Source organism: Micromonospora sp. R311 (assembly GCF_056780015.1).
Window position 1 is genome coordinate 102353 of sequence record NZ_JBSWCE010000025.1, and the last position, 24681, is coordinate 127033.

At 76.0% G+C, this 24681-nt stretch carries 26 protein-coding genes and 2 pseudogenes; 17 read left to right on the forward strand and 11 right to left on the reverse strand.

Annotation, left to right across the window (positions count from 1 at the left end; translation table 11 throughout):
- Window positions 1-23: 23 nt before the first annotated feature.
- From AC1WTP_RS21715 to AC1WTP_RS21725, 3 genes are read right to left on the reverse strand one after another with little or no spacing between them, the layout of a single operon-like run.
- Window positions 24-1097: an alcohol dehydrogenase catalytic domain-containing protein gene (locus tag AC1WTP_RS21715; RefSeq protein ID WP_481651095.1), complete on the reverse strand. Its 1074-nt coding sequence runs from the start codon at window positions 1095-1097 to the stop codon at window positions 24-26.
- Window positions 1094-2512: an aldehyde dehydrogenase family protein gene (locus AC1WTP_RS21720; protein ID WP_481651096.1), complete on the reverse strand. Its 1419-nt coding sequence runs from the start codon at window positions 2510-2512 to the stop codon at window positions 1094-1096. Before AC1WTP_RS21720 ends, AC1WTP_RS21715 begins: the two co-directional genes overlap by 4 nt.
- 48 nt (window positions 2513-2560) lie before the next feature.
- Entirely contained in the window at window positions 2561-3226 is a 666-nt protein-coding gene (locus tag AC1WTP_RS21725; protein ID WP_481651097.1) for a TetR/AcrR family transcriptional regulator, read from the reverse strand.
- A 92-nt stretch (window positions 3227-3318) separates the two neighbouring features.
- Between AC1WTP_RS21725 and AC1WTP_RS21730 the strand changes: the two genes are divergently transcribed.
- From AC1WTP_RS21730 to AC1WTP_RS21745, 4 genes are read left to right on the forward strand one after another with little or no spacing between them, the layout of a single operon-like run.
- The gene (locus AC1WTP_RS21730) at window positions 3319-4467 is read left to right on the forward strand and encodes an acyl-CoA dehydrogenase family protein (RefSeq protein ID WP_481651098.1); all 1149 of its coding nucleotides are present in this window, start codon (window positions 3319-3321) and stop codon (window positions 4465-4467) included.
- A 16-nt stretch (window positions 4468-4483) separates the two neighbouring features.
- Complete coding sequence (locus AC1WTP_RS21735) at window positions 4484-5242, forward strand: SDR family NAD(P)-dependent oxidoreductase (protein ID WP_481651099.1); 759 nt, start codon at window positions 4484-4486, stop codon at window positions 5240-5242.
- A gap of 30 nt (window positions 5243-5272) precedes the next feature.
- The gene (locus AC1WTP_RS21740) at window positions 5273-6445 is read left to right on the forward strand and encodes an acyl-CoA dehydrogenase family protein (RefSeq protein ID WP_481651100.1); all 1173 of its coding nucleotides are present in this window, start codon (window positions 5273-5275) and stop codon (window positions 6443-6445) included.
- The gene (locus tag AC1WTP_RS21745; protein ID WP_481651101.1) at window positions 6442-6894 is read left to right on the forward strand and encodes a MaoC family dehydratase; all 453 of its coding nucleotides are present in this window, start codon (window positions 6442-6444) and stop codon (window positions 6892-6894) included. The genes AC1WTP_RS21740 and AC1WTP_RS21745 overlap by 4 nt, the downstream gene beginning before the upstream one ends.
- Window positions 6895-6934: 40 nt before the next feature.
- Here the strand turns inward: AC1WTP_RS21745 and AC1WTP_RS21750 are convergent, their stop codons facing one another.
- The gene (locus tag AC1WTP_RS21750; RefSeq protein ID WP_481651102.1) at window positions 6935-8011 is read right to left on the reverse strand and encodes a spore photoproduct lyase family protein; all 1077 of its coding nucleotides are present in this window, start codon (window positions 8009-8011) and stop codon (window positions 6935-6937) included.
- Between the two features lie 41 nt (window positions 8012-8052).
- Between AC1WTP_RS21750 and AC1WTP_RS21755 the strand changes: the two genes are divergently transcribed.
- Window positions 8053-8874, forward strand: coding sequence for a DNA-formamidopyrimidine glycosylase family protein (locus AC1WTP_RS21755; protein WP_481651103.1), 822 nt, complete (start codon window positions 8053-8055; stop codon window positions 8872-8874).
- A 147-nt stretch (window positions 8875-9021) separates the two neighbouring features.
- Here AC1WTP_RS21755 and AC1WTP_RS21760 read toward each other — a convergent pair.
- The 3 genes and pseudogenes from AC1WTP_RS21760 to AC1WTP_RS21770 all read right to left on the reverse strand — a co-directional run.
- Window positions 9022-9540: pseudogene (locus AC1WTP_RS21760) on the reverse strand (STAS domain-containing protein); the annotation flags it as partial.
- A gap of 145 nt (window positions 9541-9685) precedes the next feature.
- Complete coding sequence (locus AC1WTP_RS21765; RefSeq protein ID WP_481651104.1) at window positions 9686-9958, reverse strand: GlsB/YeaQ/YmgE family stress response membrane protein; 273 nt, start codon at window positions 9956-9958, stop codon at window positions 9686-9688.
- A gap of 39 nt (window positions 9959-9997) precedes the next feature.
- Complete coding sequence (locus AC1WTP_RS21770; RefSeq protein ID WP_481651105.1) at window positions 9998-10504, reverse strand: STAS domain-containing protein; 507 nt, start codon at window positions 10502-10504, stop codon at window positions 9998-10000.
- Between the two features lie 148 nt (window positions 10505-10652).
- Between AC1WTP_RS21770 and AC1WTP_RS21775 the strand changes: the two genes are divergently transcribed.
- The 3 genes from AC1WTP_RS21775 to AC1WTP_RS21785 are packed head-to-tail and all read left to right on the forward strand — an operon-like array spanning window position 10653 to window position 13272.
- The gene (locus tag AC1WTP_RS21775; RefSeq protein WP_481651106.1) at window positions 10653-11327 is read left to right on the forward strand and encodes a response regulator transcription factor; all 675 of its coding nucleotides are present in this window, start codon (window positions 10653-10655) and stop codon (window positions 11325-11327) included.
- Window positions 11324-12679 carry a sensor histidine kinase gene (locus AC1WTP_RS21780; protein WP_481651107.1) on the forward strand — a complete coding sequence of 452 codons (1356 nt, stop codon included), beginning with the start codon at window positions 11324-11326 and terminating at the stop codon, window positions 12677-12679. The genes AC1WTP_RS21775 and AC1WTP_RS21780 overlap by 4 nt, the downstream gene beginning before the upstream one ends.
- Window positions 12676-13272: a GerMN domain-containing protein gene (locus AC1WTP_RS21785; protein ID WP_481651108.1), complete on the forward strand. Its 597-nt coding sequence runs from the start codon at window positions 12676-12678 to the stop codon at window positions 13270-13272. The genes AC1WTP_RS21780 and AC1WTP_RS21785 overlap by 4 nt, the downstream gene beginning before the upstream one ends.
- 37 nt (window positions 13273-13309) lie before the next feature.
- On the opposite strand, the gene AC1WTP_RS21790 is transcribed toward AC1WTP_RS21785, so the two are convergent.
- From AC1WTP_RS21790 to AC1WTP_RS21805, 4 genes and pseudogenes are all read right to left on the reverse strand, one after another.
- A complete protein-coding gene (locus AC1WTP_RS21790; protein WP_481651109.1) occupies window positions 13310-13810 on the reverse strand; it encodes an anthrone oxygenase family protein in 501 nt (166 codons plus the stop codon).
- Between the two features lies 1 nt (window position 13811).
- On the reverse strand, window positions 13812-14654 hold the full coding sequence (locus tag AC1WTP_RS21795; RefSeq protein ID WP_481651110.1) for a Rossmann-fold NAD(P)-binding domain-containing protein: 843 nt from the start codon (window positions 14652-14654) through the stop codon (window positions 13812-13814).
- Window positions 14655-14759: 105 nt separating this feature from the next.
- The gene (locus tag AC1WTP_RS21800) at window positions 14760-16532 is read right to left on the reverse strand and encodes a sulfatase-like hydrolase/transferase (protein WP_481651111.1); all 1773 of its coding nucleotides are present in this window, start codon (window positions 16530-16532) and stop codon (window positions 14760-14762) included.
- A gap of 158 nt (window positions 16533-16690) precedes the next feature.
- Window positions 16691-17383: pseudogene (locus AC1WTP_RS21805) on the reverse strand (CDP-alcohol phosphatidyltransferase family protein); the annotation flags it as partial.
- Between the two features lie 85 nt (window positions 17384-17468).
- Between AC1WTP_RS21805 and AC1WTP_RS21810 the strand changes: the two are divergent.
- The 9 genes from AC1WTP_RS21810 to AC1WTP_RS21850 form a co-directional block, all read left to right on the forward strand.
- The gene (locus AC1WTP_RS21810; RefSeq protein ID WP_481651112.1) at window positions 17469-18449 is read left to right on the forward strand and encodes a zinc-dependent alcohol dehydrogenase; all 981 of its coding nucleotides are present in this window, start codon (window positions 17469-17471) and stop codon (window positions 18447-18449) included.
- A gap of 3 nt (window positions 18450-18452) precedes the next feature.
- On the forward strand, window positions 18453-18851 hold the full coding sequence (locus tag AC1WTP_RS21815) for a 6-pyruvoyl trahydropterin synthase family protein (RefSeq protein WP_481651113.1): 399 nt from the start codon (window positions 18453-18455) through the stop codon (window positions 18849-18851).
- Between the two features lie 218 nt (window positions 18852-19069).
- Window positions 19070-20104 (forward strand): glycosyltransferase family 4 protein, encoded by a 1035-nt coding sequence (locus AC1WTP_RS21820; RefSeq protein WP_481651114.1) that lies wholly within the window; start codon window positions 19070-19072, stop codon window positions 20102-20104.
- On the forward strand, window positions 20101-20928 hold the full coding sequence (locus AC1WTP_RS21825) for an SAM-dependent methyltransferase (protein ID WP_481651115.1): 828 nt from the start codon (window positions 20101-20103) through the stop codon (window positions 20926-20928). The genes AC1WTP_RS21820 and AC1WTP_RS21825 overlap by 4 nt, the downstream gene beginning before the upstream one ends.
- Window positions 20929-20989: 61 nt before the next feature.
- Window positions 20990-21952 carry a lysylphosphatidylglycerol synthase transmembrane domain-containing protein gene (locus tag AC1WTP_RS21830; protein WP_481651116.1) on the forward strand — a complete coding sequence of 321 codons (963 nt, stop codon included), beginning with the start codon at window positions 20990-20992 and terminating at the stop codon, window positions 21950-21952.
- 8 nt (window positions 21953-21960) lie between these two features.
- Window positions 21961-22617 (forward strand): GTP cyclohydrolase II, encoded by a 657-nt coding sequence (locus tag AC1WTP_RS21835; protein WP_481651117.1) that lies wholly within the window; start codon window positions 21961-21963, stop codon window positions 22615-22617.
- Entirely contained in the window at window positions 22610-23302 is a 693-nt protein-coding gene (locus AC1WTP_RS21840) for a RibD family protein (protein WP_481651118.1), read from the forward strand. The genes AC1WTP_RS21835 and AC1WTP_RS21840 overlap by 8 nt, the downstream gene beginning before the upstream one ends.
- A gap of 111 nt (window positions 23303-23413) precedes the next feature.
- The gene (locus AC1WTP_RS21845; RefSeq protein WP_481651119.1) at window positions 23414-24442 is read left to right on the forward strand and encodes an LLM class F420-dependent oxidoreductase; all 1029 of its coding nucleotides are present in this window, start codon (window positions 23414-23416) and stop codon (window positions 24440-24442) included.
- Between the two features lie 97 nt (window positions 24443-24539).
- The coding region (locus AC1WTP_RS21850) for an adenosylhomocysteinase (RefSeq protein WP_481651125.1) at window positions 24540-24681 on the forward strand (142 nt) is incomplete at its 3' end.

The following is a 24681-nucleotide window of genomic DNA, read 5'->3' on the forward strand; positions in this document are numbered from 1 at the left end:
CCACCGTGCCGGCCGGGCGGCGGTCAGGGCAGCACGACGGTGCGGGCGCCCTCGCCCCGGGCCATCCGGTCGAACGCCGCCGCGGCGCCGTCCAGATCGGTCCGGTCGGTGATCAGCGGAGCCAGGTCGAGGGTGCCGTCCAGCACGGCCCGGGCGAGTTCCGGCACGTCCCGGTCCGGGTCGGACGACCCGTAGACCGAGGAGCGCAGCGTCCGGGCCGAGTGGAAGATGTCCAGGGCGCTGAGGCCGACGACGTCGTCCTTGCCGCCCATGCCGACCACGGTCACCTGCCCGCCGCGCCGGGTGGCCCGCCAGGCGGTGCGGATGGTGGCGCTCCGCCCGACGCACTCCAGCGCGTGGTCGACGCCGCGGCCCCCGGTCCGCTCCCGGACCGCCCGGTTGAGCGCGTCGTCGGCGAGCAGGAACGCGGTGGCGCCGGCGGCGGCGGCCAGCTCCGCCTTGGCCGGTGACACGTCGACGGCGAGCACCGGGTCGGCGCCGGCCGCCCGGGCGGCGGAGACCACCGACAGGCCCACCCCGCCGAGGCCGATCACCGCCACCGATTCGCCGGGAGCCACCCGCGCGGTGCGGCGCACCGCCCCGACCCCGGTGAGCACGGCGCAGCCCAGCAGCACGGCGGCGGCGAAGGGCAGCTCCGCCGGGACCGGGATCACCGCGTCCTGCGGCACCACCACCTCCTCGGCCAGCGCGCCGAGGCCGAGCGTGACGTGCAGCGGCTCGCCGGCGGACGTCCGGCCCCGCGCGGCCGCGGGGGACCCGGCCCGCTCGCAGAGCCACGGCTCGCCGCGCCCGCAGTACCAGCATTGCCGGCACGGCGGCGCCCAGTTCAGCACCACGTGCGCGCCGGGCACGACCCGGTCCACGCCGGCGCCGACCTCGACCACCACGCCGGCGGCCTCGTGCCCCAGCACCAGCGGGTACGGCGGCGCCAGCGTGCCGTTCACCATGGACAGGTCGGAGTGGCAGACGCCGGCGGCCCGGATGCCCACCCGCACCTCGCCGGGCGCGGCGGCGGGCAACTCCACCTCCTCCACCCGCAGCGGCGCGCCCGCCGCCCGGGCGACCAGCGCCCTCACCGCTGGATGGCCTTGGTCTGGAGGAACTCGTCCAGCCCGTAGCGGCCCAGCTCGCGACCGAGGCCGGACTGCTTGTAGCCGCCGAACGGGGCGAGCGGGTTGAACGGCGCGCCGTTGACGTCGACCGCCCCGGTGCGCATCCGCCGGGCCACCCGCAGCGCCCGTTCCTCGTCGGCCGACCAGACCGCGCCGGCCAGCCCGTACCGGGAGTTGTTGGCGACGGCCACCGCCGCGTCCTCGTCGTCGACCGGGATGACCGCGAGCACCGGACCGAAGACCTCCTCCTGGGCCAGGGCGCTGTCCGGGTCGACGTCGGCGATCACGGTCGGGGCGACGAAGAAGCCGCGCTCGGGCAGCGGGGCGTCCGGTCCGCCGGCGACCGGCCGGCCACCGTCGGCCAGCCCCCGGGCGACGTGCCCGGTGACCCGTTCCCGCTGCGCGGCGGAGACGAGCGGGCCGAGCCGGGTGGCCGGGTCGAACGGGTCGCCGAGCCGGTAGCCCTCGGCGGCCTTGGCGGCCAGGGCCAGCGCCTCGTCGTAGCGGTCCCGGTGCACCAGCATCCGAGTCCAGGCGGTGCAGGTCTGGCCGGAGTTGAGGAAGGCGTTGCCGACGCCGACCTTCACCGCGGTGGCCAGGTCGGCGTCGTCGAGGATCACGTTGGCGGACTTGCCGCCGAGTTCCAGGGCCACCCGGGCGATCCGGTCGGCGGCCAGGTGGGAGATCCGGCGGCCGGTGGCGGTGGAACCGGTGAAGGAGACCATGTCCACGTCCGGGTGGGCGGCGATGGCCTCGCCCACCTCCGCGCCGGTGCCGGGCACCAGGTTGACCACGCCGGGCGGGAAGCCGGCCTCGTGGATCGCGTCGAAGAGCAGGTACGCGGTCAGCGGGGTCAGTTCGCTGGGCTTGAGCACCACCGTGCAGCCGGCGGCCAGCGCGGGAGCCAGCTTCGCGACCACCTGGTGCAGCGGGTAGTTCCACGGAGTGATTGCGCCGACCACGCCGACCGGTTCGCGGACGACCAGCGAGTTGCCGACCGTCTCCTCCGCCGGTGGCCGGCCGGCCAGTTCGACGTAGCTGCGCAGCACGGTCAGCGGCAACCCGGCCTGCACCCGGACGGCGACCTTCAGCGGGGTGCCCAGCTCTGTCGCGACCGTCCGGGCGATCGTGTGCGTCCGGGCGGTGAGCGCGGCGTGCAGCCGGTCCAGGGCGGCGGCCCGCTCGGCCGGGGCGGTGCCGGCCCAGCCGGGGAAGGCGGCCCGGGCCGCCCCGACGGCCCGGTCGACGTCGTCCGCCGTGCCGGCCGGCACGGTCGCGACGACCTCCTCGGTCGCCGGGTTGCGCACCGCCAGGGTCTGCCCGGAGGAGGCGGCGACCCAGGCCCCGTCGAGGTAGATGTCGGTCCGTGCGAGATCCATCGAGCCCCTCACGTACGTCGGCGAAAACTAGCAGTGCAAGTTTTGACTCTAGTACGCCGTGCCGGCCGGCGGGAGGGGCGACAGCGGCCCGATGTGTGCCTCGTAGGTGCGGGAGAGGCCGTCGATGAGCGCGTCGAGGCCGAGCGCGAAGGCGCCCTCGTCCACCCGCTGCTGGTGCTCGGCGAGCCGGTGCGCCTGGGTCAGGTGCGGATACTGCTCGGCGTAGAGCCCCGGGTCCTCGACGAAGCCGCGGGCGAACGACCCGAGCGCCGAACCGGCCACGAAATAGCGCATCAGCGCGCCGATGTGGGTGGCCCGGGCCGGCGGCCAGCCGGCGTCGACCAGTCCACCGTAGACGGCGTCGGCCATGGCCAGCGCCGCCGGCCGCCGCCCCGGCCCGCGCGCCAGGTACGGCACGATGTTCGGGTGTGCGGCCAGCGCCGCCCGGTAGGAGTGCCCCCACCGGCGCAGCGCCTCCCGCCAGTCGACCCGGCCGAAGAACGACACGTCCACCTGGCCGGTGATGCTGTCCGCCACCGCGTCGAGGATCTCGTCCTTGGTGGCGAAGTGGTTGTAGAGCGACGGCCCGCGCACCCCGAGTTCGGCGGCGAGCCGGCGGGTGGAGAACCCCTCCAGCCCCTCCGCGTCGATCAGCGCGGCGGCGGCCTCGACGATCCGCTGTCGGCTGAGCAGCGCCTGCCGTGGCCGGGGCATGCGTCCCTCCCTCCCTCGCTCGACGGTCCGCCGCAAACTCTGCCACAGCCGGGTCTGGACGGAGTTAAACTTGCACCGCTAGTTTAACGGGCATGGACCTTCAGCTCTCCGCCGAGCAGGCGGCGGTCCGCCGGCTCGCCGCGGAGTTCGTCGACCGCGAGGTGACCCCGCACGCGGCGGCCTGGGACCGGCGGGAGTCGGTCGACCCGGAGATCGTCGGAAAGCTCGGCGGGCTCGGCTTCCTCGGGCTGACCATCCCCGAGGAGGACGGCGGGTCCGGCGGCGACCACCTCTCCTACTGCCTGGTGCTGGAGGAGCTCGGCCGGGGCGACTCGGCCGTGCGGGGCATCGTCTCGGTCTCGCTCGGGCTGGTCGCCAAGTCCATCGCCGGGCACGGGTCGGCCCAGCAGCGGGCGCAGTGGCTGCCCCGGCTCTGCACCGGCGCCGCGCTGGGCTGCTTCGCGCTGACCGAACCGGACAGCGGCTCGGACGCGGCCGCGCTGACCACCCGGGCGGTCCGCGACGGCGGCGACTGGCTGATCACCGGCACCAAGACGTTCATCACCAACGGCACCACCGCCGACGTCGCCCTGGTCTTCGCCCGCACCGGCGGCCCGGGGCACCGGGGCATCACCGCGTTCCTGGTGCCCACCGACGCGCCCGGGCTGATCCGGCGGGAGATCCACGGCAAGCTCGGCCTGCGCGGGCAGGCCACCGGCGAACTCCGCTTCGACGCCGTCCGGGTGCCCGACTCGGCGCGCCTCGGCGACGAGGGCGCCGGCTTCCGGCTGGCGCTGGCCACCCTGGCCAAGGGCCGGATGTCGGTGGCCGCCGGCTGCGTCGGCATCGCCCAGGGCTGCCTGGACGCCGCGGTCGGCTACGCCGGGCAGCGCACCCAGTTCGGCAAGCCCATCGCCGGGCACCAGCTGGTGCAGCAACTGCTCGCCGCCATCGCCGTCGACACCGCCGCCGCCCGGCTGCTGGTCTGGCGGGTGGCCGACCTGATCGACCGCGGCCAGCCGTTCGCCACCGAGGCGTCGATGGCCAAGCTCTTCGCCAGCGAGGCCGCCGTCCGGGCGGCCAACAACGCGGTCCAGGTCTTCGGCGGGTACGGCTACATCGACGAGTACCCGGTCGGCAAGTACCTGCGCGACGCCCGCGTCGGCACCCTCTACGAGGGCACCAGCCAGATCCAGCAGCTGCTCATCGGCCGCGCGCTCACCGGCGTGAACGCCTTCTGACCCCAAGGGAGCAACCGTGACCAGATTCGCCGACCGGGTCGCCGTCGTCACCGGCGCCGCGCAGGGCATCGGCGCCGCCACCGCGCACCGGCTGGCCGCCGAGGGGGCCGCCGTCGCCGTGGTCGACCTCGATGCCGAGCGCAGCCAGGGCGTCGCCGACGAGATCACCGCGACCGGCGGCCGGGCCGTCGGCATCGGATGCGACGTGACCGACCCCGACGCGGTGGCCGCGATGACCGACCGGGTGGTACGCACCTACGGCGGGCTGCACGTGCTGGTGAACAACGCCGGCATCACCCGCGACGACCTGCTGTTCAAGATGCCCCTGCAAGGCTGGGAGGCGGTGCTGACCACCAACCTGACCAGCATGTTCCTCTGCTGCCAGGCGGCCCAGCAGCACATGGTCGCGGCCCGGTACGGGCGGATCGTCAACCTCAGCAGCCGCTCCGCCCTCGGCAACCGGGGGCAGGTCAACTACGCGGCGGCCAAGGCCGGCGTGCAGGGCCTGACCGCCACCCTCGCCCTCGAGCTCGGCCCGTTCAACGTGACGGTGAACGCGGTCGCCCCGGGCTACGTGGCCACCGCGATGACCGCTGCCACCGCCCAGCGGGTGGGCAGCAGCCCGGAGGAGCACCAGCGGATGGTCGCCGAGCACACCCCGCTGCGCCGGGTCGCCCAGCCGGCCGAGATCGCCTCGGTGATCGCCTTCCTGGCCAGCGACGACGCCTCGTACGTCAGCGGCCAGACCCTGTACGTCAACGGCGGCGCGCGCTGAGGCGCGACCGGCTCACCACCCGGAGGGGACATGGACTTCGCGCTTTCCGACACCGAGCGGGCCATCCGCGACACCGCACGCGACTTCATCACCAAGGAGGTCATGCCGCTGGAGCAGGAGCTGCTGCGGCGGGAACGGGCGCACCGGCCCGGCCTGGAGCACAGCGAGCTGCGCGAGTTGCAGCTCAAGGCGCGCGCGTTCGGCTTCTGGGGGCTGGCCACGCCGGAGGAGTACGGCGGCATGGACCTGCCGGCGGTCACCCAGTCGCTGATCTGGACCGAGATCGGCCGCTCGTTCGTGCCGTTCCGGTTCGGCGGCGAGGCGGACAACATCCTGTTCCACTGCAACGAGGAGCAGAAGCGGGAGTACCTGATCCCGACCATCGAGGGTGAGCGGCGCAGCTGCTTCGCGATCACCGAGCCGGGCGCCGGGTCGGACGCGGCCAACATCAAGCTGAGCGCCCGCCGCGACGGTGACGACTGGATCCTCAACGGTGAGAAGACCTTCATCACCGGCGGCAACGACGCCGACTTCGCCATCGTGATCGCGGTGACCGACCCTGAGAAGGGGGCCCGCAACGGCGGCGCCACCGCCTTCCTGGTGGACCGGTCGATGGGCTGGCGGTCGGAGTTCATCCAGACGATGGGCGAGGGCGGGCCGGCCTCGTTGGTCTTCGAGGACGTGCGGGTGCCCGGCCGCAACATTCTCGGCGAGCTGGGGCAGGGCTTCACCCTCGGGATGGAGTGGATCGGCAAGGGCCGCTACACCATCCCGTCGCACGCGGTGGGCATCGCCGAGCGGGCGCTGCGGATGGCGATCGACCAGGCCAACAGCCGGCAGACGTTCGGCCGGCCGATCGGCGAGAACCAGGCGATCCAGTGGATGATCGCCGACTCCGAGACCGAGCTGGAGGCGGCCCGCTGGCTCATCCTGCGGGCGGCCTGGACCGTGGACCAGGGCATGGACCCCCGGCACGCCTCGTCGATGGCCAAGCTCTACGGGGCCGGCATGGTCAACCGGGTGGTCGACCGGGTGCTGCAGATCCACGGCGGCATGGGCTACACCCGGGAGCTGCCGATCGAACGCTGGTACCGGCAGGTCCGGCTCTACCGGATCTTCGAGGGCACCGACGAGATGCAGCGGCTGATCATCTCCCGCGACCTGCTGCGCGGCTACACCAAGCTCGGAGGGCACCTGGCATGAGGACCTTCGCCTCCCTCGACGAACTGGCCGCCGCAGTCGGCGAGACCATCGGCCCCGGCGACTGGCAGCGGGTCGACCAGAGCCGGGTCGACCTCTTCGCCGACGCCACCGACGACCACCAGTGGATCCACGTCGACCCCGAACGGGCCGCCACCGGCCCGTTCGGCGGCACCATCGCCCACGGTTACCTGACGTTGTCCCTGCTGCCGGCGCTGGTCGGCCGGCTCTACCGGGTGCACGGGGTGCGGATGGGCATCAACTACGGGCTGAACCGGGTGCGGTTCCCGGCCCCGGTCCGGGTCGGCGGCGCGGTGCGGGCCGCCGCCACCATCGCCGAGGTGTCCCCGGTGGACGGCGGCGTGCAACTGGTGGCCGCGGTCACCGTGGAGAGCGACGCGGGCGGCAAGCCGGTCTGCGTCGCCGAGACGGTCAGCCGCCTCTACGCGTGACCGTCGCGCCGGCCGGGCCGACGTGGCCCGGCCGGGCCGGCTAGAAGGCGTACCGGATCCGGCAGTACGGCGTCCGGGCCGCGATCAGCCCGGTCAGCGCGGCGACGTAGCGGCCCTTGTCGCCGGTGCGGTAGCGCACGTTCCAGCCGCCGGTCTGCGAGCGCTTGGGCTGCTGGAGCTCCGGGCGCCAGAGCAGTTCCTCGGCCTTCGGGTGCCAGCCGAGGTTGACCTCGTGCAGCCGGTCGTTGTGGGTGAGGAAGACGACCTCGGCGGCGAGCTGCGCCCGGGCCCGGGGCCCGATCCCGGCGTCGAGCTGGTCGAGCAGCTCCACCCAGTCGTCGAGCCAGCCGTCGCGTACCACCACCGGGCTGAGGTTGACGTGCACCTCGTAGCCGGCGGCGACGAAGTCGTCGATGGCGGCGATCCGCTCGGCGATCGGGGACGTGCGGATGTCGAGCAGCCTGGCGTCCCGGGCGGGCATCAGCGAGAACCGGATCCGGGTACGCCCGCGCGGGTCCCAGTCCAGCAGGTCCCGGTTGACGTGCTTGGTGGCGAAGCTGGCCTTCGCGGTGGGCAGGTCGCGGAAGCAGGTGACCAGGTCCCGGACGTTGTCGCTGACCCGGGCGTCCAGGGAGCAGTCCGAGTTCTCGCCGATGTCGTACACCCACGCGTGCGGGTCGCACTGGTTCGGGGTGTCCTTCACGCCCTGCCGGGCCACGTGCCGGGTCAGGTAGCCGGTGATCCGCTCGATGTTGGCGAAGACCGTGACGGGATTGCTGTAGCCCTTGCGCCGCGGGACGTAGCAGTAGGCGCACGCCATGGCGCAGCCGTTGGCGGTGGAGGGGGCGATGAAGTCGCTGGAGCGGCCGTTCGGCCGGGCGGTGAGCGACTTCTTCACCCCGAGCACGAGGGTCTCGGTCTTGATCCGCACCCAGCGGGTCACGTTCGTCTCGTCGCCGTACAGCTCCGGGATGCGGGTGTGGCTGTCGATCTCGATCCGCTCGGCCTCGGGGAAGCGGGCCAGCACCTGCTGGCCGCGCGGGAGCGCGGCGGCCTCCGGCTCCACGAAGATCCGCCGGATGTCGAGCAGCCGGGACTGCGCGGCGACGTCGGTCACGAACCGGTACAACTGCGGACCGACCGCCCTTCTTCCCGCCCGTGACGACGTTTCCGGCCGGGCGCGCCGGGTATCCGCCACCATGCCCGCCGTGTCCCGCCGAGGCCGCTGACGTGCCCGAGGGGCACCTGATCCACCGCTACGCCCGCGAGCAGCACACCGCGCTCGCCGGGCAGGTGCTCGCGGTCTCCAGCCCGCAGGGCCGCTTCGACCCCGGCCCCTACGACGGGCGGCGGCTGCGCGCGGTGGAGGCGTACGGCAAGCACCTGCTCTACCACCTGGACGGCAGCCCGACCCTGCACGTGCACCTCGGCCTGCGCGGGCTGTTCCTGCGGTACGACGACCCGACCGCCGCCCCGCGCGCCGGGGTGCGGCTGCGGCTGACCGGCGCCGCCGTCGCGTACGACCTGATCGCCCCGATCCGGTGCGAGCCGCTCCCGGCCGCCGGCGAGCGGGCGCTGCGCGACTCGCTCGGGCCGGACCCGCTGCGGGCCGACGCCGACCCGGCGGAGGCGGTGCGCCGGCTGGCCGCCGTCCGGGGCGCGGTCGGCGCGGCGGTGCTCGACCAGGCGGTCTGGGCGGGCATCGGCAACGCCTGGCGGGCCGAGCTGCTCTTCCTCGCCGGCGTCGATCCGGACACCCGGGGCGTCGGGCCGGAGACGGCGCGGCGGCTGTGGGACCTCGCGGTGCGGCACCTGGCCCTGGGCCGGGACGCCGGCCAGGTGGTCAGCGACCCGGCGGCGCCGGATGCACGGTGGGTGTACAAGCGGCAGGCGTGCCGGCGCTGCGGCGCGCCGGTGCGGGTGTGGGAGCTGGGTGGCCGCTCGGCGTACGCCTGCCCGGTCGACCAGCCACCGGCGTGACCGGCCGGGCGAGCGGCACCGCGACCGGGCGAGTCACCCGGCCCGGGCGGCGGCCTCCGGGCGCCGGGCCGACCCCGGGTCGGGCCCGTCGGGAGAGCGGCGGGGTGTCCCGGACACCCCGGCCGCCGCCTCCTCGACGCTGTCGAAGACCGGGAAGAGGCCGTCCAGGCGCATCGTGTGCAGCACCGTGCGGATGTAGCGGGACGGCGCCGCGAGGCACAGCACCACCCCGCGCTCGCGGGCGTCCCGGTGGGCGCGGACGAGCAGCCCGAGCCCGGTGGAGTCGATCAGGTCGACCCGGGTCAGGTCGACCACCACGTGCCCGGATACCTCCACCGCCGAGCGCAGGGCCGCGCGGAGCGCGTCGCCGCCGTCCAGGTCGATGTCGCCGGTGACGCTCACCACCGGGACGTCCTCCAGGTAGTCGATGCCCAGCACCGAGCCGGGGTGGCTCCCGCCCGTCGGGTCGGCCGGGTCGGGCGGCAGCGGCTCGCAGCGCGGGCAGCGGTGCGGGCCGGTGGCGAAGGGCGAGCCACTCCAGCCGTGCTCGGACACCAGCGTCCAGACGACCTCGGCGTCCGGCAGCACGCAGGCGGTCGCCCGGACGGTCTCGCCGCACGCGTCGCAGATCAGCGTCATCAGGTTCTCGTCGGGTACGACGGTCATGTCCTCTTCCTCGCGTTCCCTCGGGCCGCGGTGGCCCTCGCGTCGCCGGCCGGGGCCGCGCCGCCGGTCCGCCCGCTCCCTCGGGCGGGCCGCCGGACGGCCGGTTCGTCGTGCCGGCGGGGACGACCCTGCCGCGACAACCGGGTCAGGCCGGGTCGGATCGCCCGCGCCCGGTGGTGGCGGCGACCAGGGCGACGCCGGCCGCGGCCGACCCGACCTGCACGACGAGGTCGAGCAGGTCGAAGCGGTCGCCGGCGTCGGCGAGGCCGACCACCACCGTGCCGAGCACCGCGGTGACCACCCCGACCACCAGCGCCAGCCAGACCGGCACCTCCCGGCGGCCGGGTGCGGCGAACCGGCCCAGCGCCCCGACGGCGAGGCCGACGGCCACCGCCGTGCTGAGACCGGTCGCGGTCATGCTGTCCTCCTCGGTACTCGGCCCGCGGCCCGCGGGCGGTCACGACGGCGAGGCGACCGCCGCCCTGCCGTAGGGGCGGCCGTTGGGCCCGGTGGACCGGGCCGCCCCACCGGCCGGCAGGGGGGCTGTGCCGGCCGGTGGGGAAGCCGTGCCGGCCGGCGGGGGAGCCGGACCGGCCGGTGGGGGTGGCATGTCGGTCGGTGGGGGTGGCGCGTCCGCGGACGTGTCCGGTTGCCCGGTATCGGTCAGCGGCAGCACCTGGTCCAGCCGGGCGGTCTGCAGGATGCGCCGGATCCGCGGGTTGGGGTCGCGCAGGCTCAGCACCGCCTGCCGGCGGGCGAGCCGCCGGTGCACGTCCAGCAGCAGCCCGATGCCGGCGGCGTCGACGTGCCGGCAGCCGGCCAGATCCACCACCACGTGCCCGGGCGAGAGCGCCAGCACCCGGTCGAAGACCAGGCCCGTCACCGGCAGGCCGGCCCGGTCCAGCTCCGTGTTGAGGGCCACCTCGATCAGTGGCACCGCCCACCCCGCCTGCTGTTCCGTCACCGCTCGCGCCTCCCCGCCGTCCGACCCGGCACCCACCCTCCCGGCCGCCCTTGGCGCTGGTGGCGCGGTTCCATGACAGTTGCGTGACAAATCCGGGCGATGCCGGCCAGGGTTGGGCGGCCGGCGGGCCGCCGGGGATGATGCGGATATGACGGGCGTGCTGGTGATCGAGGACGACGACCGGATCCGCCTGGCGCTGCTGCTGGCCCTGGAGGACGAGGGTTACACCGCGCGTGGGGCGGCTACGGCGGAGGAGGGGCTCCGGGCGCAGCGCCGGGATCCGGCCGACAACGTGCTGGTCGACCTGATGCTGCCGGGTTTAGACGGATTTGAGTGCATCCGGCAGCTGCGCCGCGACGACGACGTGCCGATCGTGGTGGTCAGCGCCCGCGACGACACCCACGACATCGTCGCGGCGCTGGAGGCGGGCGCCGACGACTACGTGGTCAAGCCGATCGCGATCAAGGAGCTGTCGGCGCGGCTGCGCGCCCTGCGCCGGCGGGCCCGCTCCGCCACCCCGGCGGTGTCCGTGCTCACCTTCGGCGAGCTGGAGATCAGCCCGGAGGCGGGTGAGGTGCGCCGCGCCGGGCAGCCGGTGCCGGTCACCCGCACCGAGTTCCGGCTGCTCTGCGAGCTGGCCGAGCACGCCGGGCGGGTGCTGTCCCGGCAGCAGTTGCTGAGCCGGGTGTGGGGCTACGACACCGGTGACGAGCGGCTCGTCGACGTGCACGTCGGCCGGCTGCGCCAGAAGATCGAGAGCGACCCGGCCAACCCGCGCCACCTGGTGACGCTGCGCGGGCTCGGCTACAAGCTGCAGCGATGAGGCGGCTCGGCCTGCGGGCCCGGGTCACCGCCGGCTTCGCCGTCGGCGCGCTGCTGCTGGCCGCGTCGATGGCCCTGGTGTCGTACGAGCTGACCCGGCGGTCCCTGCTGGACGAGCGGGAACGCACCGCGCTGCGGGCGGCGTACTTCGACGCGGCCGTGGTGCGGGCGGGGCTGGACACCGACGCACCGGACGTGGTGGAGGTGCTGCGGTCGCTGGACACCGGCGGCAACCGCCGCCCGCTGCTGCACCGCGACGACCAGTGGTATCTGCGCAGCGCCGACGACGGGCTGACCGCCGCCGTCCCCGGCGAGCTGCAACGCCTGGTGCGGGGCGGGGAACCGGCGGTGCAGCGGGTCCGGATCGACGGCCAGCCGGCCCTGCTGGTCGGCGTGCCGCTGGCCGAGGCGGCCGGCTACTACGAGGTGACCTCGCTGCGGGAGCTGGAGGAGACGCTCCAGGTCCTCGCGCTGGCGCTCACCGCGGTGGCCATCATGGTCGGCGGGTCCGGCGCCGCCGTCGGCTGGTACGCCACCCGGCACAGCCTGCGGCCGCTCACCGCGGTCGCCGACGCCGCCGAGAAGATCGCGGCGGGCAACGTCACCGCCCGGCTGGCCCCGACCACCGACCCGGACCTGACCCGGCTCTCCACCTCCTTCAACCACATGGTCGACCAGCTCGCCCGGCGGATCGAACGGGACCGCCGGTTCGCCGCCGACGTCAGCCACGAGCTGCGCTCGCCGTTGCAGACGCTGTCCGCCGCGGCGAGCGTGCTGGCCAACCGCCGTGAGCAGCTCGACGAGCGGACCGCGCTGGCCGCCGGTCTGGTGGCCGACGAGGTCGCCCGCTTCCAGCAGCTGGTCAACGACCTGATCGAGCTGGCCCGCAGCGACCGGCCGGCCGAGCTGGCGCCGGTGGACGTGGCGGCGCTGGCCCGCGAGGCCTGCCGGTCCCGGTCACTGCCGGCCGCGCTGGTCCAGGTCGCCCCGGGCGCCGCGACGACCTGGTGGGTGGACCGGCGCCGGGTCGAGCAGATCCTGGTCAACCTGCTCGACAACGCGGTGCGGTACGGGGGTGGGCCGGTCGCGGTGCGCCTCGCCCGGCGGGGCGGGACGGGCATCGTCGAGGTCGACGACGAGGGGCCGGGCGTGCCGGTCGCCGACCGGGAGGCGGTTTTCGACCGGTTCGTCCGGGCCCGGGCCGCCCACGCCCGCGCCGGTGGCGACGGCACCGGCCTCGGGCTGGCCCTCGTCGCCCAGCACGCCGCCGCCCACGGCGGCCGGGCCGAGGTCGGGGACCGGCCCGGCGGCGGGGCCCGGTTCCGCGTCGAACTGCCGGAGTCGGTCCGATGAGAGTGCCCACCGCGGTGCGGCGTCGACCGGCCAGGGCGACGGGGACCGGGCTGGCCGCGCTGGTCCTCGTGCTCGCCGGGTGCGGCGTGCCGGCCGAGGACGCGCCACGCACCGTGCCGGCGCCGCACGGCCCGTTCCCGTCGGCGGCGACCGGCGAGGCGACCTCCCCGGCGGGACGGGTCGCCGAGGTGCTCTGCTTCGTCCGGGACGACCGCCTGGTGCCGGTGGAGCGGCGGCTGGACGCGGTACCGTCGCCCGAGGCCCAGCTGGCCCACCTGCTCGCCGGGCCGAGCGCCGCCGAACGGGACCGGGGCCTGACCAGTTCGCTGCCCGGGGCGGTCGCCAACGCCTCCGTCCGGATCACCGGCACCCGCGCCGACGTCGAGGTCGACGCGGTCGACGACGGGGCGGGCCGCAGCGACGAGGTGCTCGCCTTCGGGCAGCTGGTCTGCACCCTGACCGCCCGGGCCGACGTGGCGACGGTCTCGTTCCTGCGCCGCGGGCAGCCGCTCGGCGTCCCGCGGGCGGACGGGTCGCTGGCCGAGCAGCCGCTCAGCGCCGCCGACTACACCCATCTCATCGCTGCCCGCTGACCGGCGCGGGGGGCCGGCAGCCAGCCCCCTGCACCGGTCAGCCGGTGAGCCGGCCGTGCCCCACCAGAACCCAGCTGAGCAGGACGAACGCGGCGGTCGAGGCGACCGCGCGGACCAGGTTCCAGCGCACCCAGCTGGCGTTGAAGCGGTCCCGCACGGCGGCCAGGTCCGCCACCCGGTCCGGGTCACCGGCGGCGAGCAGCTCGTTGTTCAGCGGCACGTTGACCCGGCCGGTGACGACCAGCACCACCAGGTAGAGCAGCAGCGCCGCGAGGATCCACGGCAGCAGGGCCCGGTGCGCCCCGCCGAGGTGCAGCGCCGCCGCCAGCGCGGTGAACACCAGCGCGCCGAGGAAGCTGACCAGGAACCAGCCGTTGAGGATCGACTCGTTGATCCGCTGCATGGCGAGGACCAGGGTCCGGTCGTCCGCCCGGGCCAGGCCGGGCATCACCGCGTAGGCGAACGCCGCGAACAGGCCGGCCATCAGGCCGGTGGACACCGTGGCGGCGAGCAGGACGAGGGTACGCAGGACGGTCATCTCAGGCTCCCCACACGCCGGTCGCGGCGGCCGTACGCGCCCACTCGCCGACGTCGCGGGGCGGTCGGCCCAGCGCCCGCTCCACGCCGTCGGCCAGGCTGGCGTTGCGCCCGTCGAGGACCTCGGTGAACAGGTACGTCAGCAGCGCCACCACGTCGGCCGGGGCGCCGGACCGGTGCAGCGCCTCGGTGTACTCCGTCGCGGGGGCCGGGGTGAACCGGACCGGGCGGCCGGCCGCGGCGGCGATCTCGGCGACCACCCCGGCGAACGTCAGCAGCCGGGGGCCGGTCACCTCGTACACCTCGCCGGCGTGCCCGTCCCCGGTCAGCGCGGCGACGGCGACGTCCGCGACGTCGTCCGCGTCGACGAACGGCTCGGTCACCCCGTCGACCGGCAGCACCAGCTCGCCCCGGCGCACGTCGTCGGCGAACGCGCCCTCGCTGAAGTTCTGCAGGAACCAGCTCGCCCGCACCACCGTCCACCGGCCGCCGGCCGCGTCGACGACCTGCCGCACCGCCCGCTCGGCCTGCTCGGCCTCGGGCTCACCCCGCCCGGAGAGCAGCACCACCCGCTCCACCCCGCCGGCCACCGCCAGCCGGGTGAACGCCTGCACGGTCTCCACCGCGCCGGGCACGGCCAGGTCCGGCTGGTACGACAGGTACACCGCGCCGACCCCGGCCAGCGCGTCCGGCCAGGTCGCCCGGTCGGCCCAGTCGAAGGGGGGCGTGCCGGTCCGGGAGCCGAGCCGGACCGGCCGGCCGAGCGCGGTGAGGCGGTCGGCGACGCGGCGACCGGTCTTGCCGGTGCCGCCGAGCACGAGCACGGTCTGCTGGTTGATCGTCATGCCCTCCATCCAACGTCGGGTCGTCCCCGGTGGCCATGCGCGGGACGCGCGAGGGCATGCGCGTCCGTCTCGACCCGGCCGCCGGCGACCTCCGCCGCTGCGGGGTCACCGGCCCTGGGCGCGGGCGGCCGGGGCACCGGGACCGAAGGCGGTCAGGAACCGGTCGCGGAAGGCGTCCATCGGCCAGACCGGCGCGTCGGGCCCCGGTCGCAGGCCGTCCTGCCACCCCCAGCCGGCGACGCGGTCCAGCACCGCCGGGTCGCCGGCGACGATGCTGACCGGCACGTCCCGGCTGGCGTCCTCGCCGGTGACCACCGGAGCGGGCTGGTGGTCGCCGAGGAAGACCAGCACCAGGTTCTCGTCCCCGTAGGTCTCCAGATAGGAGATCAAGGTGCGCACCGAGTACTCGACCGCCTTGCGGTAGCCGGCGCGGGGCTGCGACTTCGGGTTGGTGATGGCGGCGTCGCGGTAGACGCTGCCGTCGCCGACGGCGTTCCAGTCGATCACCTGCGGGATCCGGGTCCAGGGGGAGTGGCTGGAGATCAGCGGGATCTCGGCCATCAGTGGCGGGCGGTCGGCGACGTCCCGCTCCCGGCGTTGGAAGGTGGCCAGCGTGTACTGGTCGGGCATCGGGGCGTAGCTGAACTTCGGTCCCCGGTAGCCGAGGTCCGCGGCGTCGTAGTACCGGTCGTAGCCGAAGAAGGCGCCCTCCGGCCAGGGCTGGGTGGCGGCCGGCATCACTCCCAGGGTGTCCCAACCGGCCCGCCGGAACGCGCCACCGAGGGTGAGCCGGTCGCTGGCCAGCAGGCTGCGGTGGCGCTGCTCGTTGTCGATCCACAGCCCGGAGAGCAGCGTGTCGTGGGCCAGCCAGCTGCCGCCCCCGATCGTGGGCGAGGTGAGGAAGCCGCTGCGGGCCTGGAAACCGGCGGCGCGCAGTCGCTCGGTGCCGGCGTCCAGCACCTCGCCGATCCGCGCGTACTCCGGATCCTCGACCGCGTCCCGCCCGTAGCTCTCCACGAAGGCGACGATCACGTCCTTGCCGCGCAACGCGGTGAGCAGCTCCTCGCCGGGTGTTTCCCGGAACCGGTCGGCGCCCACCTGCGCGGCGAACGCCGCCCGGTCGCGCAGCCGCGCCTGCGCCTGCCGGGTGTGGTCGGCCACCAGGGCGGTGGCGTCGGCGTCGGCGACCGGCACCCCGGGCGCGATCCGCACCCCGGTGGCCGCGGCGACCACCCAGAGCGCCACCAGCGCGGCGACCACCCGCCGCGCCCCGAGGTGGTGCCGGGCCGCCAGCCCGGCCAGTCGCAGCGCCGCCGCGGTGAGGGTCACCAGCAGCGCCACCACCAGCACCAGCGCCCCGACGACCGCGCCGGTGCCGCCGGCCCGGCCGAACGAGTCGGTGAGGAAGCCGACCGCGTCGTCGAGCAGCGCCCAGTCGAGCACCAGGTCGAACGGGCGGCCCAGCGCCGAGCGGAAGCCCAGGTCGGCGAGCCTCAGCACGGTCAGCAGGCCGAGCAGCGCCCCGGCCAGGGCGGCCACCACCCGCCGCGGCCGGCCCGGCAGGGCGAGCAGCACGGCGGCCACCAGGAGCCCCTCCAGCGGGATGCGCAGGAACGCGCCGGGGGTGAGCTGCCCGGGTCGGCTGGGCGCGGTGAGCGCGGCCAGCACGAGCAGAGCGGCCAGCGCGGTGGTCACCCGGGCCGCCACGGTCCGGCCGCGCCGGCCGCCGTCCCCGGCGGGGGTGCGCGGGCCGGGTGAGCCGGTCGGCGGAGGGTTCTCCCCGGCGGGGTCCGACGCCGACCGTCCGATCCGGTGCGGCGGTGTTCCGGACCCGTCCGGGTCGGTCGACGGTGGGCGGGGTGGGGTGCGGGTCGACATCTCGGCTCCCGGATTCAGCGCAGCGACAACACGGGCGGGGCTACCGGCCGGTCCCGGCCACCGGCCGGCTCGCCGCCGGGGCGCCGGCCGGCCGGCGGCGCCGCCCGGCCGGCGGGCAGCGCCGGCCGGGCCCCGCCGACGCCGACCCGGCGCGGCTCGACCGGCCGGACCGGGCGGTGCCGCCACAGCCACCCGACGTCGTGGCCGAAGGACTCCACCAGCAGCGCCAGCGCCACCGCGAGCACCACCACGGTCAGCGACCGCGGCAACGCCCCGGACGCGGCGACCAGCAGCAGGACCCCCTGGAGCGCGGCGACCACCTTGCGCCAGTAGCGCGCCGGCAGCGGCCGGCGCATCCAGGGCAGCACCCGGGCCGCGGCGACGAAGGCGTAGCGCATCCCGCCGATGGCGAGCACCCAACCGCCGGCCGACGGCGCCACGTACAGGCTGAGCACCAGGATGAGGAACGCGTCGACCTCCATGTCGAAGCGCGCCCCGAACGCGCTCGCCGTGCCGGTGCGCCGGGCCACCCGCCCGTCCACCGCGTCCAGCAGCAACGCCACGGCGGTCAACCCGACCAGCAGCCCGACCGGCGTCGGCCGGCCGGCGGCGTCGGCCACGAACGCCGTGACCCCGCCGACCAGGACCGCCCGGGCCAGCGTCACCCGGTCCGCCGGGCCCAGCCCGGCCGCCGGGGTCAACCCCCGGCTCAGCACGGCGCAGCCGAGCGCCGCGTACGCGAGCCCGGCCAGCCAGCCCGCGGCGCCGAGGCCGACCGTTCCGGCGAGACCGGCGAGCAGGACAATCTGGACGATCAGCCCGATCACCGGACCAGTTCGAACCGTGGGCACCGTGCCTCCGTGTCTATGATCGACAACCCCTGACGGGGTACACGGAAAAACCGGCCGTTCGGTTCGGTCGGGTGAGGAGATGCCGGTGACCCGCGAGGCCCACGCCTTCTGGCTCCGCGCGCCGGGCCGGGGCGAGATCCGGCCGGTGTCGCTGCCCGCGCCCGGCCCGGACGAGGTCCTGGTCCGCACCCGTTACTCCGGGGTCAGCCGGGGCACCGAGACCCTGGTCTTCGCCGGTCGCGTGCCGGCCGGCCAGTACGCCGCGATGCGCGCCCCGTTCCAGGAGGGCGACTTCCCCGGCCCGGTGAAGTACGGCTACCTCAACGTCGGCGTGGTCGAGCGGGGCCCGGCCGAGCTGCTCGGCCGGACCGTCTTCTGCCTGTACCCCCACCAGACCGCGTACGTCGTCCCGGCCGACGCGGTGGTGCCGGTGCCCGACGCGGTGCCGCCCGCCCGGGCGGTGCTGGCCGGCACGGTGGAGACCGCGGTCAACGCGCTCTGGGACGCGCCGCCGCTGCTCGGCGACCGGGTCAGCGTGGTGGGCGGCGGCATGGTGGGGTGCTGCGTGGCCGCCCTGCTGGCCCGGTTTCCCGGCGTCCGGGTGGAACTCGTCGACGTCGACCCTGCCCGCGCCGCGGTGGCCGCGGCGCTGGGCGTGGAGTTCGCCACGCCGGAGCGGGCGGCCGGCGGCCGGGACCTCGTGGTGCACGCCAGCGCCACCGGCGCCGGCCTGCAACGCGCGCTGGACCTGCTCGCCCCGGAGGGCACGGTGGTCGAGCTCAGCTGGTACGGCGACCGCCCGGTGCAGGTGGCGCTCGGCGGAGCGTTCCACTCCGGCCGGTTGACCGTCCGGGGCAGCCAGGTGGGCGCGGTGGCGCCGGCCCGCCGCGGCAGACGCACCTTCGCCGACCGGCTCGGGCTCGCCCTGGAACTGCTCGCCGATCCCGTGTTCGACACGCTGGTCACCGGCGAGTCGCCCTTCGCCGAGCTGCCCGACGTGCTGCCCCGACTGACCGCCGGCAGCCTGCCCGCCCTGTGCCATCTGATCAGCTACGACGGGAAGTGATCCGTGTTCAGCGTCACCGTCCGGGACCACATGATGATCGCCCACAGTTTCCGGGGGGAGGTCTTCGGCCCCGCGCAGCGGCTGCACGGCGCGACCTTCGTGGTCGACGCCACGTTCCGCCGGGCCGACCTCGACGCCGACGGGATCGTGGTCGACATCGGCCTCGCCACCGAGCAGCTCAAGGCCGTCCTCGGCGAGCTGACCTACCGCAACCTCGACGACGAGCCCGCCTTCGCCGGCGTGAACACCACCACCGAGGTGCTGGCCCGGGCGGTCGCCGACCGGCTCGCCGACCGGGTGCGCGCCGGCGACCTGGGCCCGGGCGCGCGCGGGCTGGCCGGCATCACGGTGACCCTGCACGAGTCGCACGTCGCCTGGGCCAGCTACGAACGGTCGCTGTGAGCGCGAGGAGTGAGCTTGCGAGCCCCGCAGTCGCGAACGAAGGGCGCCGCTGTGAGCGCGAGGAGTGAGCTTGCGAGCCCCGCAGTCGCGAACGAAGGGCGCCGCTGTGAGCGCGAGGAGTGAGCTTGCGAGCCCCGCAGTCGCGAACGAAGGGCGCCGCTGTGAGCGCGAGGAGTGAGCTTGCGAGCCCCGCAGTCGCGAACGGAAGGGGGCACGTGATGGCCACCGTGCACGTGGTGCTGCCGAACGACATCGACGACCCGCTCGGGCCGAGCGGCGGCAACCGCTACGACCGCCGGCTCTGCCAGGGGCTCGCCGCCGCCGGCTGGTCGGTGCGGGAGCACGCCGTGCCGGGCGGCTGGCCCCACCCGGCGCCGGCGGACCGGGCCGGGCTCGCCGGGCGGCTCGCCGCGCTGCCCGACGGCGCGCTGGTGCTCCTCGACGGGCTGGTCGCCTCGGCCGTGCCCGAGGTGCTGGCCCCGCAGGCCCGCCGGCTGCGCCTGGTGGTGCTGGTGCACCTGCCACTGGGCGGGGACGCGGAGGCGGCGGCGCTGGCCGCCGCGGCGGCGGTGGTCACCACCAGCGAGTGGACCCGCCGCCGGCTGCTGGCGGCGTACCCGCTGCCGGCCGACCGGGTGCACGTCGCCCCGCCCGGGGTGGACCCGGCGCCGCCGGCCTCCGGCACCGCCGCCGGCTCGGCGCTGCTCTGCGTCGCCGCGGTCACCCCGCACAAGGGACACGACGTGCTGGTGGAGGCCCTGGCGGGGGTCGCCGCGCCGTGGACCTGCGTCTGCGCGGGCCCGCTGGACCGGGACCCGGACTTCGTCGCGGGGCTGCGCCGGCGGATCGACGCGCACCGCCTCGCCGACCGGGTGCGACTGGTCGGCCCGCTGGCCGGCGAGCGGCTCGCCGCCGGGTACGCCGGCGCCGACCTGCTGGTGCTGGCCTCGCGCGGCGAGACGTACGGGATGGTGGTCACCGAGGCCCTGGCGCGCGGGATCCCGGTGCTGGCCACGGCGGCCGGCGGGCTGCCGGAGGCGCTCGGCCGGGCGCCCGACGGAACCCCGCCCGGGTTGCTGGTGGCGCCGGACGACCCGGCGGCGCTGGCCGGCGCGCTGCGCCGCTGGCTCGGCGACCCGCCGCTGCGCGACCGGCTGCGCGCGGCGGCCCGCGCCCGGCGGGACACCCTCGACGACTGGACGCTCACCGCGACGCTGACCGCGAAGGTGCTGAAGGAGGCGATGGCGCCATGACGGTTTCCCTGCCCCCGGACTTCGCGCGGTGGCTCGCGCTGCGGGAGGCCGCCGACGCCGCGGCCCGCTCGGTGGAGCTGGTGGACCGGGTTCGCGGCCGGCTGGCCGGCGGCGGGCCGCTGGTGGTGCACGACCTCGGCGCGGGTACCGGCTCCGTGGGGCGGTGGCTGGCCCCGCGGCTGCCCGGGCCGCAGCGGTGGGTGCTGCACGACGGCGACGCGGACCTGCTGCGCCGGGCGGCCGCCGGGACGGCCGGCGTGGTCGCCGCCGACGGCACGCCGGTCACGGTCCGCACCCGGCAGGGCGACCTGACCCGGCTGACCGCCGCCGACCTCGCCGGCACCTCGCTGGTGGTCGCCTCCGCGCTGCTCGACATGCTCACCGCCGACGAGCTCGACCGGTTGGTCGGGGCGTGCGCCGGCGCCGGCTGCCCGGTGCTTTTCATGATCTCGGTGACCGGGCGGGTGGAGCTGACTCCGGCCGATCCGCTGGACGGGGAGGTCGCCGCGGCGTTCAACGACCACCAGCGCCGCACCGTGGCCGGCCGTGCCCTGCTCGGCCCGGACGCCGTGGAGGCCACCGTCGCCGCGTTCGCCCGGCGTGGCGTCGGCGTCGACGTGCGACCCAGCCCGTGGCGGCTCGGCCCGGACCAGGCCGAGCTGGCCGCAGAGTGGTTCACCGGGTGGCTGGAGGCGGCCTGCGAGCAGCGGCCGGAGCTGGCCGGCCCGGCCGTGGCGTACGCCCGGCGCCGGCTGGCCGACGCGGCGGCCGGCCGGCTCGGCGTGGTGGTCCGGCACAGCGACCTGCTGGCCGGCGGTGATTGAACCGGCGGGCCCGCCGGCACGTGCCTACCAGCAGGAAGATCGTCGTGCGGGGAGGGCTCGGGTGGGGGCGGAGACGGACGGCGCCGCATCGGCGCGGCCGGGACGGTCGGGCTGGGCCTGGGCGCGCACCCTCGGCGGCCTGGGCGTGCTCGCCGTCCTGCTCGGCTGGCTGGGCACCGGCCCGTTCCTGGCCGGACTGCGGCTGATCGACGCCCGCGCGCTGGCGGCGGCGCTCGGCATCGGCGTGCTCACCACGGTCTGCTGCGCCTGGCGGTGGAGCCTGGTCGCCGGCGGGCTCGGGGTGCGGCTGCCGCTGCGCACCGCGGTGGCGCACGTCTACCGCGCGGTGTTCCTCAACGCGACCCTGCCCGGCGGGGTGCTCGGCGACGTGCACCGGGCGGTACGGCACGGGCGGGACGTCGGCGACGTCGGCCGGGGAATCCGCGCGGTGGTCTGGGAACGCGTCGCCGGCCAGGCCGTGCTCGCCGGGGTCGCGCTGGTGGTGCTGCTGGCCTTCCCGTCCCCGGTGCGGCCGTACCTGCCGGCGGTCACCGGGCTGGCGGTGGCGGCCGGGCTCGGCGCGGCGCTGCTGGCCCGCGCGCTGCCCCGCTCCGGCCCGTCGAGGTGGGCGCGGGCGCTGCGCACCGCGGCGGCGGACGTCCGCGCCGGGCTGCTCGCCCGGCGGACCTGGCTGGGCGTCCTGACCGCCTCCGCCGTCGCGGTGGCCGGGCACCTGGCGACGTTCCTGCTCGCGGCGCGCACCGCCGGCTCCACCGCGCCGCTGACCCTGCTGGCGCCGCTGACCCTGTTGGCCCTGCTGGCGATGGGGGTCCCCGCCAACGTCGCCGGCTTCGGGCCACGCGAGGGCGTGGCCGCGTGGGCGTTCGGCGCCGCCGGCCTGACCGCCGCCGAGGGGGTCGCCACCGCGACGGTGTACGGGGCGCTCGTGCTCGTCGCGAGCCTGCCCGGCGCCGCCGTGCTGGTGGCCCGACGTGTCCGCGTGCCCGCCGGCACCGTCCGATGAGGAGATCCATGTCCGACGCACCGCCACCCGCCACCGTCCGTACGCAGGTCACCGTCCCGCTGCGGTTCCCCGACGGGTACGCCACCGCCGCGCGGGTGTTCACCTTCGAGGGCCTGGCCGACGGCCGGGAGCACCTGGCGCTCGGGCTGGGGGACTGGACGGCTGCCCGCGACCGTGGCGCCGCCGGCGACGCGCCGCCGCTGGTCCGCCCGCACAGCGAGTGCCTGACCGGCGACGTCTTCGGCAGCCAGCGCTGCGACTGCGGCCCCCAGTTGCGGGAGGCGGCCGAACGCATCAGCGACCGCGGCGGCTTCCTGCTCTACCTGCGCCAGGAGGGGCGGGGTATCGGCCTGTACGCCAAGCTCGACGCCTACGCGCTGCAGGACGCCGGGCTGGACACCTACGAGGCGAACGAGGCGCTCGGGCACCGGCCGGACGAGCGGGACTACACCGTCGCCGCGCAGATGCTGGCCGCCCTGGGCGTGCCCCGGATCGCGCTGCTGAGCAACAACCCGGACAAGGCCGCGCAGTTACGCCGGCACGGCGTGACGGTGGCCGGGCGGGTCGCCACCGGGGTGTACCTCTCCCCGGCCAACGCCGGCTACCTGGCGGCCAAGGCCAGCCGCGGCGCGCACGCCCTCGACCTCCCGCTGGTCCGTGACTGAGCGCCCGTACGTCCTGCTCAGCTGCGCGACGTCGATCGACGGCTACCTCGACGACGCCACGGAGCAGCGGCTGCTGCTGTCCAACGCGGTGGACCTGGACCGGGTCGACGCGGTCCGGGCCGGCTGCGACGCGATCCTGGTCGGCGCCGGCACCGTCCGGCGGGACGACCCCCGGCTGCTGGTGCGTTCGGCGCAGCGCCGGTCGGCCCGCGTCGACCGGGGCCTGCCCGCGTCGCCGACCCGGGTCACCCTGACCGCGACCGGTGACCTCGACCCGGCCGGCCGGTTCTTCACCGTCGGCGAGACCGACCGGATCGTCTACTGTGCCAGCGCCGCGGTGGAGAAGACCCGGCACCGGCTCGGCGCGCTCGCCGACGTGGTGGACGCGGGCGAGCCGGTCGACCTGGCGTGGACGCTGGCCGACCTGGCCGCCCGGGGCGTACGCCGGCTGATGGTGGAGGGCGGCGCGAGCGTGCACCGGCAGTTCCTCACCGCCGCGCTCGCCGACGAGCTGCACCTGGTGGTCGCGCCCTTCTTCGTCGGGGACTGCCGCGCGCCGCGGTTCGCCGGCGACGGCCGGTTCCCGTGGCATCCGGGTTGTCGTGCCCGGGTGGCGGAGGTGCGCCAGATCGGCGACGTGGTGCTGGTGCGCTACGCCCTGTCCGACCGGTGCCCCGGGGGCTGACCGGTCGACCGGCGGTTGACGGCGTCGCCACCCGGCGGCGATGGTGGCGCGACCGGCGGTGCGGGCCCCCGGCGCCGCGCCCGCGCCGCGTCCGCCACCCGAGGGGGTCCCATGCGGCTCAGTGTCATCCTGCCCTACGCCGGCGACGTGCGGGCCACCGTCGAGCGGGCGGCCGAGTGGGAGCAGGCCGGGGTGGACGTGCTCTGGGTGCCCGAGGCGTACGGCTTCGACGCGGTCACCGTGCTGGGTTTCCTGGCCGCCCGGACCCGACGGGTCGGCCTCGGCTCCGCGATCCTGCCGATCTACACCCGTACCCCGGCGCTGCTCGCGCAGACCGCCGCCGGGCTGGACGCCCTCTCCGGCGGCCGCGCGCTGCTCGGCATCGGCGCCTCCGGACCGCAGGTGGTGGAGGGCTGGCACGGCGTCGCCTACGACCACCCGGTGGGGCGTACCCGGGAGGTCGTCGAGCTGTGCCGGCGGGCGTGGCGCCGGGAGACGCTGCGCCACGACGGCCACTACCGGCTGCCGCTCCCGCCGGAGCAGGGCACCGGGCTGGGCCGGCCGCTGAAGATGCTGACCCGCCCGGTCCGGGAGCGGATCCCGATCTACGTGGCGTCGCTCGGCCCGGCGAACGTGCGGATGACCGCCGAGGTCGCCGACGGCTGGCTGCCGGCGCTCTTCCTCCCCGAACAGGCGGCGCGGGTGTGGGGCGAGGCGCTGGCCGCCGGCGCCGCGCGGCGGCCGGCCGAACTCGGCCCGCTGGAGGTGGTCGCCGGCGGCCCGTTCGCCATCGGCACCGACCTGACCGCGGCGTTCGCGCACGCCCGCCGGTGGATCGCCCTCTATGTCGGCGGGATGGGCGCCCGCGGCCGCAACTTCTACCACGACCTGGTGTCCCGGTACGGCTACCCGGCCGAGGCGGACCGGATCCAGGAGCTCTACCTGTCCGGGCGGAAGGCGGAGGCGGCCGCCGCCGTGCCGGCCGAGCTGCTGGAGGCGGTCTGTCTCATCGGTTCGCCCGGTCACGTCCGCGAGCGGGTGGCGGCGTACGCGGCGGCCGGCGTCACCATGCTCCAGCTCGCGCCGGTCGGCGTCGACCCGCTGCGGGAGCTGGCGGCGGTGCGGGAACTGCTGCCGTAGGGGTGTTCAAGCGCGGAATTTCGCCGGACGACCGGCGGGAAGGCTCGGCGTTACGGTGGAGCACCGTTGCGTGTCCGCCGTCCGATTCGGAGAGTTCATGACCACGACACAACCGCTGACCGTTGCCGCCGACCCGACCGGTCCCGCCCCGGGCCGGGACTTCAAGGTGGCGGATCTGTCGCTCGCCGAGTTCGGGCGTAAGGAGATCCGGCTCGCCGAGCATGAGATGCCGGGTTTGA

Excerpts from the sequence above, each read along its gene's own strand:
- AC1WTP_RS21720 (WP_481651096.1), bottom strand. The coding sequence starts at position 2,512 with ATGGATCTCGCACGGACCGACATCTACCTCGACGGGGCCTGGGTCGCC.
- AC1WTP_RS21725 (WP_481651097.1), bottom strand. The coding sequence starts at position 3,226 with ATGCCCCGGCCACGGCAGGCGCTGCTCAGCCGACAGCGGATCGTCGAG.
- AC1WTP_RS21730 (WP_481651098.1), top strand. The coding sequence starts at position 3,319 with ATGGACCTTCAGCTCTCCGCCGAGCAGGCGGCGGTCCGCCGGCTCGCC.
- AC1WTP_RS21740 (WP_481651100.1), top strand. The coding sequence starts at position 5,273 with ATGGACTTCGCGCTTTCCGACACCGAGCGGGCCATCCGCGACACCGCA.
- AC1WTP_RS21745 (WP_481651101.1), top strand. The coding sequence starts at position 6,442 with ATGAGGACCTTCGCCTCCCTCGACGAACTGGCCGCCGCAGTCGGCGAG.
- AC1WTP_RS21765 (WP_481651104.1), bottom strand. The coding sequence starts at position 9,958 with ATGACCGCGACCGGTCTCAGCACGGCGGTGGCCGTCGGCCTCGCCGTC.
- AC1WTP_RS21775 (WP_481651106.1), top strand. The coding sequence starts at position 10,653 with ATGACGGGCGTGCTGGTGATCGAGGACGACGACCGGATCCGCCTGGCG.
- AC1WTP_RS21780 (WP_481651107.1), top strand. The coding sequence starts at position 11,324 with ATGAGGCGGCTCGGCCTGCGGGCCCGGGTCACCGCCGGCTTCGCCGTC.
- AC1WTP_RS21785 (WP_481651108.1), top strand. The coding sequence starts at position 12,676 with ATGAGAGTGCCCACCGCGGTGCGGCGTCGACCGGCCAGGGCGACGGGG.
- AC1WTP_RS21790 (WP_481651109.1), bottom strand. The coding sequence starts at position 13,810 with ATGACCGTCCTGCGTACCCTCGTCCTGCTCGCCGCCACGGTGTCCACC.
- AC1WTP_RS21795 (WP_481651110.1), bottom strand. The coding sequence starts at position 14,654 with ATGACGATCAACCAGCAGACCGTGCTCGTGCTCGGCGGCACCGGCAAG.
- AC1WTP_RS21800 (WP_481651111.1), bottom strand. The coding sequence starts at position 16,532 with ATGTCGACCCGCACCCCACCCCGCCCACCGTCGACCGACCCGGACGGG.
- AC1WTP_RS21820 (WP_481651114.1), top strand. The coding sequence starts at position 19,070 with ATGGCCACCGTGCACGTGGTGCTGCCGAACGACATCGACGACCCGCTC.
- AC1WTP_RS21825 (WP_481651115.1), top strand. The coding sequence starts at position 20,101 with ATGACGGTTTCCCTGCCCCCGGACTTCGCGCGGTGGCTCGCGCTGCGG.
- AC1WTP_RS21835 (WP_481651117.1), top strand. The coding sequence starts at position 21,961 with ATGTCCGACGCACCGCCACCCGCCACCGTCCGTACGCAGGTCACCGTC.
- AC1WTP_RS21845 (WP_481651119.1), top strand. The coding sequence starts at position 23,414 with ATGCGGCTCAGTGTCATCCTGCCCTACGCCGGCGACGTGCGGGCCACC.